At 71.7% G+C, this 12,560-nt stretch carries 11 protein-coding genes; 4 read left to right on the forward strand and 7 right to left on the reverse strand.

Annotated elements, in window-relative coordinates; translation table 11 throughout:
• The first annotated feature begins 29 nt into the window (after positions 1–29).
• The 3 genes from ACOJV9_RS04395 to ACOJV9_RS04405 are packed head-to-tail and all read left to right on the forward strand — an operon-like array spanning position 30 to position 2,762.
• The gene (locus ACOJV9_RS04395; RefSeq protein ID WP_420183964.1) at positions 30–479 is read left to right on the forward strand and encodes a hypothetical protein; all 450 of its coding nucleotides are present in this window, start codon (positions 30–32) and stop codon (positions 477–479) included.
• Complete coding sequence (locus ACOJV9_RS04400) at positions 472–2,097, forward strand: sensor histidine kinase (protein ID WP_420183965.1); 1,626 nt, start codon at positions 472–474, stop codon at positions 2,095–2,097. The genes ACOJV9_RS04395 and ACOJV9_RS04400 overlap by 8 nt, the downstream gene beginning before the upstream one ends.
• Positions 2,094–2,762, forward strand: coding sequence for a response regulator transcription factor (locus ACOJV9_RS04405; protein WP_420183966.1), 669 nt, complete (start codon positions 2,094–2,096; stop codon positions 2,760–2,762). Before ACOJV9_RS04400 ends, ACOJV9_RS04405 begins: the two co-directional genes overlap by 4 nt.
• A 26-nt stretch (positions 2,763–2,788) precedes the next feature.
• Here ACOJV9_RS04405 and ACOJV9_RS04410 read toward each other — a convergent pair whose 3' ends face one another.
• The 7 genes from ACOJV9_RS04410 to ACOJV9_RS04440 all read right to left on the reverse strand — a co-directional run bounded on the left by ACOJV9_RS04410 (position 2,789) and on the right by ACOJV9_RS04440 (position 11,106).
• Positions 2,789–3,721, reverse strand: coding sequence for a carbon-nitrogen hydrolase family protein (locus ACOJV9_RS04410; protein ID WP_420183967.1), 933 nt, complete (start codon positions 3,719–3,721; stop codon positions 2,789–2,791).
• Positions 3,721–4,380 carry an SRPBCC family protein gene (locus tag ACOJV9_RS04415; protein WP_420183968.1) on the reverse strand — a complete coding sequence of 220 codons (660 nt, stop codon included), beginning with the start codon at positions 4,378–4,380 and terminating at the stop codon, positions 3,721–3,723. The genes ACOJV9_RS04410 and ACOJV9_RS04415 overlap by 1 nt, the downstream gene beginning before the upstream one ends.
• Positions 4,377–6,794, reverse strand: a complete 2,418-nt coding sequence (gene cutA / locus ACOJV9_RS04420; protein ID WP_420183969.1) for an aerobic carbon-monoxide dehydrogenase large subunit — start codon at positions 6,792–6,794, stop codon at positions 4,377–4,379. Before cutA ends, ACOJV9_RS04415 begins: the two co-directional genes overlap by 4 nt.
• Positions 6,791–7,321: a (2Fe-2S)-binding protein gene (locus ACOJV9_RS04425; protein ID WP_420183970.1), complete on the reverse strand. Its 531-nt coding sequence runs from the start codon at positions 7,319–7,321 to the stop codon at positions 6,791–6,793. The genes cutA and ACOJV9_RS04425 overlap by 4 nt, the downstream gene beginning before the upstream one ends.
• Complete coding sequence (locus ACOJV9_RS04430; protein WP_420183971.1) at positions 7,318–8,190, reverse strand: FAD binding domain-containing protein; 873 nt, start codon at positions 8,188–8,190, stop codon at positions 7,318–7,320. Before ACOJV9_RS04430 ends, ACOJV9_RS04425 begins: the two co-directional genes overlap by 4 nt.
• Before the next feature lie 81 nt (positions 8,191–8,271).
• On the reverse strand, positions 8,272–9,795 hold the full coding sequence (locus ACOJV9_RS04435; RefSeq protein WP_420183972.1) for a uracil-xanthine permease family protein: 1,524 nt from the start codon (positions 9,793–9,795) through the stop codon (positions 8,272–8,274).
• A 159-nt stretch (positions 9,796–9,954) separates the two neighbouring features.
• Positions 9,955–11,106 carry an ROK family protein gene (locus ACOJV9_RS04440; protein WP_420183973.1) on the reverse strand — a complete coding sequence of 384 codons (1,152 nt, stop codon included), beginning with the start codon at positions 11,104–11,106 and terminating at the stop codon, positions 9,955–9,957.
• 110 nt (positions 11,107–11,216) lie between these two features.
• Here ACOJV9_RS04440 and ACOJV9_RS04445 point away from each other — a divergent pair, with 110 nt between their 5' ends.
• Positions 11,217–12,554 (forward strand): YbiU family protein, encoded by a 1,338-nt coding sequence (locus tag ACOJV9_RS04445; RefSeq protein ID WP_474544196.1) that lies wholly within the window; start codon positions 11,217–11,219, stop codon positions 12,552–12,554.
• Positions 12,555–12,560 lie beyond the last annotated feature (6 nt).

The following is a 12,560-nucleotide window of genomic DNA, read 5'->3' on the forward strand; positions in this document are numbered from 1 at the left end:
CCGCCGTCGTTTCCTGTGACGATGGAGGCATGCGCAACCGCAGCGTCGTGGTGTCGGGCCTGGCCCTCGCCGGATGCGCGGTGCTCATCGTCCTCCTCGCCCTCAGCGGAGCGGCGCGGGGGAGGCCGGATCTCGGGCCGGCCCTGGACCTCGACGCGCCGAGGCCGTCCGTGACCGCTCCGGAGACGCCCGGTGCGCTCCCGAGCCTCTCCGCGACGCCAAGCCCGACTCCCACGACCCCGTCCGCGTCGCCATCGCCGTCGCCGACCTCGCCGACGCCTGCCCCGAGGCAGACCGTGCGTCGCACCCCGGCACCCCCGCCCGTCCGGGTGCCCGCACCCTCGCCCACGGACGACGACCACGACGAGGCGGACGACTCGGACAACAGCGGGTCCGGCAGCAGCGGCTCCGGCAAGGGCGGCGACGACCACGACGACGACGAACGTGACGACAAAGACGATGACGACGACGATGACTGACCCTCGTCGTGCCGTGCACGTCGACGTCGGGGGGACGCGCGCCTCGAACCCCCTGCGCCGCCTCCCACCCATGACGTTGCGTCGTCGCATCGTGGGTTCGGTCGCAGCCCTGTCGGCGCTCGGTCTGCTCGGCGCCGGGGGCGCGGCGCTGGTCGTCGAGAGACACCGGATCGAGCAGCGCGTCGAACGGCTCCTCGCTCAGGAGGTCGCGGAGTTCCGCGAGCTCGCCGTCACGGGAGTGGACCCCAGCACCGGCCGGCCCTTCGCGACCGCCGACCGCCTCCTCGAGATCTCCATGCAGCGCAACGTCCCCGACGACAACGAGGTCCACCTCGGGTTCCTGCCCGACGTGACGCTCGTGCCGGCGGACGGGCTCGGCAGCCTCGACACCGACGGCGCCTTCCGCGAGCTGGTGACCCGGCACACGCAACCGACCTTCGGGGAGGTGGACGTCGAGGGTCAGGGGCGGGTGACCTACGCCGCCCTCCCGGTCACCAAGGCCGGTCAGGTCAGCCACTACGTCGCCGTGTACTTCACCGACCGCGAGCTGGGCGAGCTGGCCGACACGATCCGGTCGTACGCGCTGGCCGCCCTCGTCGCCTGGGCCGGTCTCGTCTTCGCGGCCTGGGTGCTGGCCGGTCGCATCCTGCACCCCGTCAGGGAGCTGCAGGACACGGCGTCGAGCATCAGTGCCTCGGACCTCTCACGACGCATCGACGTGACCGGTGGTGACGAGCTGGCCGCCCTGGGGCGCACTTTCAACGGGATGCTCGACCGGCTCCAGGAGGTGCTCGGATCGCAGCGCCGGATGCTCGACGACGCCGGCCACGAGCTGCGCACCCCCATCACGGTGATCCGTGGACACCTCGAGGTGATGGACGCCGAGGACGTCGACGACGTCGAGGCGGTGCGCGCGCTGGCTCTCGACGAGCTCGACCGCATGAGCGGTCTCGTCGAGGACCTCATCGTGCTCGCCAAGACCCGCCTGCCCGAGTTCCTGGCGACCGAGCCCATCGATGTGGGGAACCTCGTCCGGCGCACCCTCGACAAGGCCCAGGCCCTCGGGAACCGCACGTGGGAGGTCGACGCGGCGCCCTCGGTCGTCGCCGTCGTGGACCCGCGGCGGATCACGCAGGCGCTGCTGCAGCTGGCCGCCAACGCGGTCACGGCCACGCGCGTCGGTGACGTGGTCGCCATCGGGTGCGCACCCACTCCGAACGGTGTCCAGATCTGGGTCCGCGACAGCGGGCCGGGCGTCCCGCCGGAGGACCGGCAGCATATCTTCGACAGGTGGCACCGCGGAGATGACCACGTCGACGGGGAGGGCGGCACCGGCCTGGGCCTGGCCATCGTCCGGGCCATCGCGACGGCGCACGGGGGGACGGCGTGGGTGACTGCGGCCGGGCCGTCCGGGGGCGCGCGGTTCGTCATCGAGCTGCCGGAGGGCGACCTCGCCACGGAGGAGGACGACGACGCGGGGGAGGACCGGACCGGCGACGACCGTGGGGCGGAGACGGCAGAGGCCGTCCCGCACGAGGGTCCGCGCGGTCGTGAGGAGCCGGCCTACGTGAGCCTCGAGTCGCTCCTCGACGAACAGTCGCAGGCGTCGACGAGGTGAGCCACATCCTCATCGCCGAGGACGAGGCACGGATCGCCGCGTTCATCGCCAAGGGCCTGGCGGCGAGCGGGATCCACTCCGAGGTCGCGTCGGACGGACCGACCGCCCTCGGACTCGCGATCGCCGGGGGTCACGACCTCATGCTGCTCGACATCGGTCTGCCCGGGCTGGACGGCTTCGAGGTGCTCTCGCGGTTGCGGGCGTCCGGCAGCACCCTTCCCGTCATCATCCTGACTGCGCGGGACTCGGTGACCGACACGATCGCGGGGCTCGAGGGCGGCGCCGACGACTACATGCCCAAGCCGTTCTCGTTCGGGGAGCTGCTCGCCCGGGTCCGGCTGCGGCTGCGCGCCAGCGGGGTGACGGGTGATGCCGGACCCTCCGAGCTTTCGTCCGCGGGGATCCGTCTCGACCTGCGCACCCGTCAGGCGCAGGTCAACGGTCGCGTCACCGACCTCAGCTCGCGCGAGTTCGTCCTGCTCGAGACCTTCCTGCGCCACCCGGGGCACGTCCTGAGCCGCGCTCAGCTGCTCAGCCACGTGTGGGGCTACGACTTCGACCCGGGATCGAACGTCGTCGACGTCTACGTCCGCTACCTGCGTCGCAAGATCGGTGCAGGGGCCATCGAGACGGTCCGCGGCATGGGCTACCGCCTGCGCACCTGACGTCGAGCAGCCCGACTGAGCCCGGGTCAGTCGCCCTCGGGGACGTGGTCGGGGCGGGGGCCGCCGTGGGGGAAGGACGTCTTGGCCGGCGACTCGAGCTCGGCGCGGTGGCCGCGGATGAGGTCGAGGTTGCGGTCGCGCAGGTGGTCGAAGCCCTGATGGATGTTGGAGCCCGGCGTCAGCGACGCCAGCGCCGTCTCGGGGTCGAGCCGCGCCGAGACCCAGCCCTCGTGCGAGGCGGCCTTGGCGACGATCGTCGCGTTCGGCGTGACGATGTGGCTGTTGCCGAAGTAGATGACGCCCGCCGGGTCGATGCCGGTGGCGTTGGCCCCGATGACGAACACGTGGTTGTCGTAGGCCCGGGCTCGCGAGGTCAGCTCCCAGATGTCGGCCGAGCGCAGCAGCGCTGACGGGCGCAGGATGACCTCGGCGCCCTGGACGGCCTGGATCCGCGAGAGCTCGGGGTAGTCGCCGTCGAAGCAGATGATCATGCCGATGCGCCCGAGCGCCGTGTCGCAGACGGTGACCGTGTCCCCCGGGGTGACCCAGCCGCCGCCGGAGACGGCCTCGGTGCAGAACGGGTGCGTCTTGCGGTAGGTGCCGAGCAGCGAGCCGTCGCTGTCGATAAGCACCGACGCGTTGTAGACGACGCCGCGCTGAGGGCCGCGTTCGTAGGTGCCGACGCAGAGGACGATCCCGAGCTCACGGGCCACCGCCTGGAAGGGCTCGGTCATGGCGCCGGGGAGCTCGCTGACGAGGTCCCACAGCATCTCGACGGAGCAGTCCGGCGTGAAGCCAGTCGTCGCCGACTCGGGCAGCACGACGAGCTCGGCACCCGTCTCGGTGACGCAGCGCCGCACGAAGTCGACGCACCGCTCGATGTTGGCCTCGACGACCTGGGGCGTGAGGGAGCCCCGGACCGGCGCCACCTGGATGGCAGCAGCTGTGAATGCACGCATCAGCGTCGTCCTCCGATCGCCCAACCCACCACGACGCCGGCGAGGGTGAGCGCCCCACCGACGAGGACCCCGAAGCCGAAGTCTCGGTTCGATTGTCCCACCCCGGCGGCACCGGACTGGCCGGCATACGTGGCCGGCTGGCCGCCGCCCCCGGGCTGGCCGACCGCGGACCCGGCGGTAGCGGCGCCCACGGCAGCCGGCGCGACCTCGGCCGGGCGCTCGCCGGCGATGTCCCGGTCGAGCGCGGTGAACATCTGGCCGGCCATCTTGCGGGCCACCCCGGCGAGCATGCGCTGGCCGACGCCGCCGATGGGCCCACCGACGATCGCGTCGGCCTCGTAGGTGATCGCCGTGCCGCCGGACTCGCCCGGCGACAGGGCGACCTCGACGGTCGTCGCGATGGTGCCGGGTGCTCCCGCACCCTCTGCCTTCATCGTGAACGCCGTCGGCTCGGTGACGTCGGTGATGGCGACCTCGCCGTCGTAGGACCCCTTGATCGCCGCGACGCCGGCCATCACGGTCATCGCGTAGCGCCCGGGGGACAGCTCACGCAGCGACTGGCACCCCGGGATGCAGCGGGCGAGGACGGCCGGGTCGTGGACCGCGGCCCACACCTGGTCGGGGCTGGCGGCCATCTGGGCGCTGCCGGAGATCTTCATGCGGACTCCTCGGTCGTGGTCGTGCTGACGGTCTCGCGCGTGCGGGCATGCGCGCGGCGCAGGTCCCACAGCTCGTTCGGGCTGATCGGCATGGAGCGGATCGGGAAGCCCTCGGCGTCCTCGATGGCCGAGGCGATGACGGCGGTCACCGGGATGGTCCCGGCCTCGCCGGCGCCCTTGATCCCCAACGGGTTCAGCGGCGACGGGGTCTCGAGGTGGTCGGTCTCGATGTGCGGGACCTCGGAGGCGTAGGGCATGAGGAAGTCCATGAACGAGGCGTTGAGCAGCTGCCCGGTCTCGTCGTAGGCCATCCGCTCGTAGAGCGCCCCACCGACCCCCTGCGCGACCCCGCCGTGGACCTGCCCCTCGACGATCATCGGGTTCACCACGGTGCCGCAGTCGTGGATGACGCAGTAGCGCAGGATCCGGATCTCGGCCGTCACCGGGTCGGTCTCGACGATGGCCGCGTGCATCCCGTTGGCGAAGGTCGCCTGGGTGGGGGAGTAGAAGTCCTTGCCCTCGAGGCCGGGCTCCTCGTCGTCAGCCACCGGCGGCTTGTCGGGGTCGAAGGTGCCGGCGAACTGGGTCGCGGCCTTGGCAGACTCGTCGAAGGCGTAGCGCAGCGGGTTCGACATCACGGCGACGGTGGACAGGGCGATCGAGGCGTGCGGCGCACCCTTGACGCTGATCGTGCCGTCCTCGATCTGCAGGTCCTCCTCGGCGACCTCGAGCGCGTCGGCCGCGATTCGCAGGGCCTTGGCCCGCACGGCGCGGGCGGCCAGCGCCACGGCGTTGCCGCTCATGACGGCACCGCGGGACGCGAACGTCCCCACGGCATACGGCATCCGTCGGGTGTCACCGGTGGTGACGTGGACGTCGTCGATCGAGACGCCGAGCTCGTCGGCGACGATCTGCGCGAGGATCGTCTGGTGCCCTTGGCCCTGGGTGGTGAGGCCCGTGGCGACGTTGACGCGGCCGCTGGTCTCCACGTGGACGTGGCCGCCCTCGTAGGGGCCGACGCCGGTGCCCTCGACGTAGCAGCCGATGCCGAGACCGACCTTGCGTCCCTGCGACTCCGCGTCCTCGCGGTAGGCCGCGAAGTCGTCCCAGCCGACGAGCGCCTTGAGCTTGGCGAGCGAGGCGGGGAAGTCGCCGGAGTCGTACTTCAGCGGGCGGCCGTCCTGGAACATCAGCCCCTGGTCGAAGGGCATCTCCTCGGGCTGGATGAAGTTGCGCGAGCGCACCTCGGCCCGGTCGAGGCCGAGCTCGGCGGCTATCGCATCCATCGTCCGCTCCATGGCGAAGCAGCCCTGGGGGCGGCCGGCGCCGCGGTAGGGCGTGACGATCGCGGTGTTGGTGTAGAGCGACCAGAACTCGACGCGGTAGTTCTGCGGCTTGTAGGGGCCGAGCAGCTGGGTCGCGGTGATGATCGGGACGATGACGCCGTAGGGGAGGTAGGCGCCGTTGTCGTGCCAGAACTTCACGTCGACCGCCCGCAGGCGCCCGTCGTCGTCGAAGCCGACGGTGACCCGCTGGACCTGGCCGCGCTCGTGGGCGCTCGAGGTGAAGTGCTCGCGGCGGTCCTCGGTCCACTTGACGTCGTGGTCGAGGCGGCGCGCGGCCCACGGGACGAGGATCTCCTCGGGCCAGGGGTGCATGATCTTGACGCCGAAGCCGCCGCCCACGTCAGGGGCGATGCACTCGACCTGCGCGAGCGGCAGCTGGAGCTTGGCGGCGACGGCGGCCCGGACTCCGGTGGACGTCTGGGTGGAGGAGTGGAGCCGCAGTCGCTGCTCGTCCGAGTCCCAGTGCGCGAGAACGCCCCTGCCCTCCATGGGGGTGCAGGCACTGCGCTCGATCTCGAGGTCGAGGGTGAGGGTGCGCGGTGCGGAGGCGAGGGCCGACTCGACGTCGCCGACCTCCTGGAGGAGATGGGCCGCGACGTTGCCGGGGGCGTCGTCGTGGACGAGGTTCGCGCCGTCGCGGGCCGTCTCGATGCCGACGACCGGCGGCAGGAACTCGTAGGAGACGACGATGCGCTGCGCGGCGTCCTCGGCGACGTAGCGGTCGCTCGCGACGACCATCGCTATCGGCTCGCCGACGTGGTTGACGTCGTCCTTGGCGAGCGCGTAGCCGGTGCGGCCGGCCTCGATGCTCGGGTGCGGGATGAGCAGCGGCAGCCGGTCGCCCGCGGGCCCTTCGAGGTCCTCGTGGGTGAAGATCGCGACGACGCCATCGACGTCGAGAGCACCCTCGACGTCGATGTCGGTGATCCGTGCGTGGGCGTGCGGGCTGCGCACGAACGCCACCTCGTATGCCGTGTGGCCGAGGTCGTCGAGGTAGCGCCCGTTGCCGGTGACGAGGCGCGGGTCCTCCTTGCGCAGGACCGGCTGGCCGAACTGGCGGGTGGTCACGCGGGGTCGCCCCCCTCGGTCGTCGCTGCCCGCTCGCGGGTGATCTCGGCAGCGCGCACGACCGCCTTGCAGATGTTCTGGTAGCCGGTGCAGCGGCAGAGGTTGCCCGAGATCGCCTCGCGTGCCTCCTCGCTGGTGGGGTCGGGGTTCTCCTCGAGGAAGGCGGTGATCGTCGTGACGAAGCCCGGTGTGCAGAAGCCGCACTGCAGCCCGTGACACTCGACGAACGCCTGCTGGACCGGGCCCATCGCGTCCTGCGTGCCGAGTCCCTCGACGGTCGTGATGGCGAGGTCCTGCGCGGAGACCGCGAACATGAGGCAGGAGCGCATCGGCCTGCCGTCGACGAGGACGGTGCAGGCGCCGCAGACCCCGTGCTCGCAGCCGACGTGGGTACCGGTGAGGCGCAGGTCGTGGCGCAGGAAGTCGGACAGCAGGCGGCGGGGCTCCACCGTGCGGGTGTGCGCGATGCCGTTGACGGTCAGCGTGACGTCGACGGTCGTCGTGGTGCCCTGGTCGGTGTCGCTCATGCGGTCCCTCCGGTCGTGGCCTGGGTCAGGGCGCGGCGGGTCAGCTCGGCGGCGAGCATCCGCCGGTACTCGCTGCTGGCGTGGATGTCGGCCTCCGGCGCGATGCTCGCCTGCACCAGCTCGTCGACGCCGGCCCAGCTCGACGAGCTCGGCTTTCCCGCGACCGCCTCGGTGAGGTCGACCACCACGGGGACGTCCGTGACGGAGACGTATGCCGCCCGCGCGCCGGTGACGACCGGCTTCCCCGAGTCGGTGCTCACGTCCACCGCGACCCCGACTCCGGCGACGGCGTAGTCGCCCGAGCGCCGGGCGGACTCGAGGAACGCCGTGCGGGTGCCATTGGGGAAGCGCGCGAACCGGACCGCCTCGACGAGCTCGTCGGCCTCGAGCACCGTCTGGAGCGGGCCCTCGAAGAACGCTGACGCCGGCACCTCGCGGCGGCCGCGAGGACCGACGACCTCGACGACGCCGTCGGTGAGCACGAGCACGGACGGCATCTCACCCGCGGCGTCGGCGTGCGCAATCGAGCCCACCGTGGTGCCGCGGTTGCGGATCGCGGGGTGCGCCACGCAGAGGAGAGCCTGCCGCAGGAGCGGCAGCACGGCATACGCCTCGTCGTGCTTCTCGAGCTCCGCGTGACGCACGGTCGCACCGACCCGGACGTGGGTGTCCGTGACGGTCACGGTGTCGAGCCCGGCCACCCGGTTGATGTCGACGAGGTGCGCCGGCTGCGCGAGGCGCATGTTGAGGACGGGGATGAGGCTCTGGCCCCCGGCGAGGACCTTGCCGTCGTGCCCCACCTCGGCGAGGGCCGCGACGGCCTCGTCGAGCGTCCTGGGGGAGTGGTGCACGAACGGTGCCGGTTTCACCTGGGGCTCCTGCCTGAGGGTCTGTCTGGGGGAATGCCGCCGCCCCGCCCGAGTCGGCCCCGGGCGGGGCGGCGTGAGGTCTCAGCTGCGGCGGTCGCGGTCGCGGTCCGGGCCGCGGTCGCCCGGGTCGCCCGGGTAGCCGGACTGGTAGAGGTCGTCGATGCCGTCCTCGTCACCGTAGACCCGGTCGCCGGCGGCGATCGCGGTGCCACCGAGACCGCCCGAGCCCGGGCCGTCGGCACGGCGGCGGAGGTCGGCCGGGGCCAGCGTGCGGGCGAGGTGGAAGGCGCCGATGGCGACGATGGTGCCCAGGGCGATGCCGCTGAGGGTGAAGTCCTCGCTGAACTTCAGCTTGACGTCGCCGATGCCGATGACGATGCCCGCGGCGACCGGCACGAGGTTGATCGGGTTCGCGAAGTCGACGCCGTTCTCCTTCCAGATCTTGGCTCCGAGCAGGCCGATCATCCCGTAGAGGACGACCGTGATGCCGCCCAGCACACCGCCGGGGACCGAGGCGACGAGCGCACCGAACTTGGGCGAGAGGCCGAAGAGGATCGCGACGACGGCGGCGACGTAGTAGGCGGCCGTCGAGTAGACGCGCGTGGCGGCCATGACCCCGATGTTCTCGGCGTAGGTCGTCGTGGGCGAGCCACCCACCGCGGACGCGAGCATCGTGCCGACGCCGTCGGCGCCGATGGCGCGACCCATGTCCTTGTCGAGGTTGGCGCCGGTCATCTCGGCGACGGCCTTGACGTGTCCGGTGTTCTCGGCGATGAGGGCGATGACAGCGGGCAGGACGAGGAGGATGGCGGCGGTGGTGAAGCTCGGCGTGTGCCAGCCGGCGACCTCGGACCCGTCGGAGTTGAAGACGGTCTTGGCCGGGAAGCCGATCCAGGCGGCGTCACCGATGCCGTCGGTGTTCCAGCGGAAGTGGTCGGTCGGCTCGGTCGCGCCGCCGAGGACGGAGTTGATCTGGCCGAGGGTGCGGTCGAGGACCCAGGAGAGCAGCGTCCCGAAGATGAGCGCGAGGAAGATCGCGATGCGGCTGATGAAACCCTTGAAGGCCACCGCGCAGACGATGGTGAAGAGCATCGTCAGCAGTGCGACCCACTGGTCCTGCGGCCAGTAGATGTTGGCGACGACAGGCGCGAGGTTGAATCCGATGAGCATGACGACGGCGCCGGTGACGACCGGCGGCAGCACCTTGTGCAGGATCGCCGAGCCGAGGAAGTGGATCGCCAGGCCGACCAGTGCGAGCACGAGTCCCGCGACGAGGATGGCGCCGGTGACCTCGGAGGAGTCGCCGCCCTGGGCGCGGATGGCCGCGACCCCGCCGACGAACGCTGCGGACGTGCCGAGGTAGCTGGGGACGCGACCCTGGACGATGAGCAGGAACGCGATCGTCGCGATACCGCTCATCATGATCGCGAGCTGCGGGTTGAGGCCCATGACGAGCGGGAAGACGAACGTCGCGCCGAACATGGCGACGACGTGCTGGGCGCCGAGGCCGACGGTGCGACCCCAGTCGAGGCGCTCGTGCGGAGCCACGACGTCGTCGGGCCCGAGCGTGCCCTCCTTCACCTTCCAACCAAGTCCAAGCGCCATCTGCCAGCCTTCCTCACACGGACGGCGTGGGGGTCGCACCGTCATCGGATACGAGGACGCTAGTGGCGGCGTCCTCGGGGACATTCGTCAAACAGTGACAGTGGCACGGGGAGGTCGTTGGCACGTCGGCTCGGCCGTGTCACACCGCTGTCGCTCGCGTCATCGTGGCACGTCGGCGGGCCCCGGAGACCAGGTCCGGAGCAACTCGCCGAGCGCGTGGGTGCGGGCCCCCACGAGAGGGGCGTCGTCGGTCACCTCGGCGAGCGCGACCCCGGCCTGGACGCCGCGGGCGTCTGCCAGGGCGGTGGTCACCGCCTCGACGACCTCGGCGTGCCGTCCCCACCGTCCGCTCAGCACGACGAGCTCGGGGTCGAGCAGGTAGGCGTGGGCACGGACGACCTCGCCGACGGCTGTCGCGAGGGTGCGTGCCTGTCCCACGCCGCGGTCGAGGTCGTCGAGCAGGGCCTCGACGTCGATGGCCCTGGTGCCGTCGCGGAGGTAGCCGAGGGCCTCGACGCACTCCATGAGCGTGCCGCTGCTGGAAGGGGCCCGGCGACCGGCGGTCGGCACGGACGTGCGGGAGTAGGCGATCTCGCCGGCCAGGCCGCGAGCCCCGTGCAGCGGGCGGCCGCCGCTGCTCATCGCGGCACCCATCCCCTCGTCGAGGTAGAGGTGGAGCACGTCCTCGACGCCTGCGGCGACGCCGTGCTCACGCTCGGCGAGCAGGGCCCAGCTGACGTCGTTGTCGACGACGGGCCGCACCGGGACGACGTCCTCGAGCAGGGCGACCGGGTCGAGATCGCCGACGAGGAAGGGGCTGGCGGGCAGCTCGACGACCCGACCCGAGCGTCGGTCGACCGGGTCGGCGACGGCGAGGGTGAGCACCCGGACCGGGCCGGGGGAGTCGGCGGCCAGGTCGCGGCACACCTCGACGAGGGCCGTCCCCAGGGCGCCCGTGCTGACGGGGACCTCGACGGGTCGGCGTCGGGTGGCGAGGGTGCGGCCGTCGAGGGCGACGACCTCGCCGACGACCCCGCGAGGGCCGGCCTGCACGGCCACGGCACAGCCGGCGGCGTGGTTGACGGTGAGGTAGGTGCCGGCGCGGCCGCGCCCTCCGGTGGTCCGCTCGGCCTCGACGAGCACGCCCGAGGACAGGAGGCGGCCGACGCTCTGCGACACGGTCGGCTTCGACAGGCCGGTGGCCGTGGCCGCTGCCGCGCGGGTCAGCCGGCCGGCTCGCGACACCGCGGCGAGGACGTGCCGGTCGCTCATCGAGCGCAGCAGGTCGAGCGAGGGAAGGTCGGTGGTCACCGCACACCTTTCGTTAGGACTCCTTGCAAACTAGCAGAGATTTGCACTAGTCTCGGCAGCCACAGGTTCAGTCAGGACTCCTCACAATAGGCCGCTCAGGAAGGCACCCCATGACCGCGCACACCGAGATCCCGCCCCTGCCTCACTGGGAGAGCAAGCCAGAGGACGTCACCGGCGCCGTCGTCGAGGTCAAGCGGGCCCTACGTGCCCGCATCGCCGCGAGCGGCCGCACCGTCGAGGAGGTGTTCGCCGAGCTCGAGGCGTCCATCGCGCTCAAGGTCGAGAAGATCAAGGCCGAGCGCGCCGCCGGCGAGAGCGTGTGGCCGGTTCTCGACTTCGCGGACATCGAGGCCGGCACCGTCCCTGCCGAGCTCGCCGCCAAGGTCAAGGAGCGGGGCTGCGCCGTCGTCCGGGGCACCTTCGAGCACGAGCAGGCGCTCCAGTGGGACCGGGACATCGTCGACTACGTCGAGCGCAACAGGTTCTTCGAGACCTACACCGGCCCGGCCGACGACTTCTTCGCCAGCGTCGAGAGCACGCCCGAGATCTACCCGATCTACTGGTCGGTCCCGCAGATGGAGGCGCGCCAGAGCCCGCGGATGGCCGCCGTGCAGGGCTTCCTCAACAGCCGGTGGACGCACGAGTCCGAGGGCCGCCAGTGGTTCGACCCGAACCGTGACTCGCTCTATCCCGACCGCATCCGCCGCCGCCCGCCGGGCACCGACTCCGCCGGCCTCGGCACCCACGTCGACACCGGCAGCATCGACCTGTTCATGACCGAGGGCTACCAGCAGGTCTTCCGCCACCTGTTCGCCGGTGACGTCGAGAGCTACGACCCGTGGAACGCCGCGCACCGCACCGAGGCCGTGAACTACCCCGCCTCGACGATGTGCTCGGCCTTCCGCACCTTCCAGGGCTGGACCGCCCTGTCCGACATGGGCCACGACCAGGGCGTCCTCCACACGGTGCCGATCCCCGAGGCGATGGCCTACCTCATGCTGCGGCCGCTGCTCGACGACGTGCCCGACGACGAGCTCTGCGGCGTCGCGCACAACCAGACCTTCCCCATCACGTGGAAGTGGCACCCGCTGCTCATGGAGGCCGTGTCCGGCATCCCCGACGTGCAGGCCGGTGACACCGTCTGGTGGCACTGTGACCTCATCCACTCCGTCGCGCAGGTCGAGGACCAGGTCGGCTGGGGCAACGTCATGTACATCCGGCCGCGCCGTGGTGCCCCCGCAACGAGGCGTATGCCGGCAGCGTCCGTGAGGCGTTCCTCACCGGTTCCAGCCCGAGCGACTTCCCGGAGGAGCACTACGAGCGCGAGTGGGAGGGTCGGTTCCGGCCGGAGCAGCTCAACGAGATCGGACGTCGCGGGCTCGGACTTACCGACTGACACCCGTGTTCCCTACCTCCGACGTCGAGATCGGGTGACACGCCGAGGATGAGCCCGG

Origin of the sequence: Knoellia terrae, assembly GCF_048606435.1 — a bacterium.
Lineage (GTDB): Bacteria > Actinomycetota > Actinomycetes > Actinomycetales > Dermatophilaceae > Knoellia > Knoellia terrae.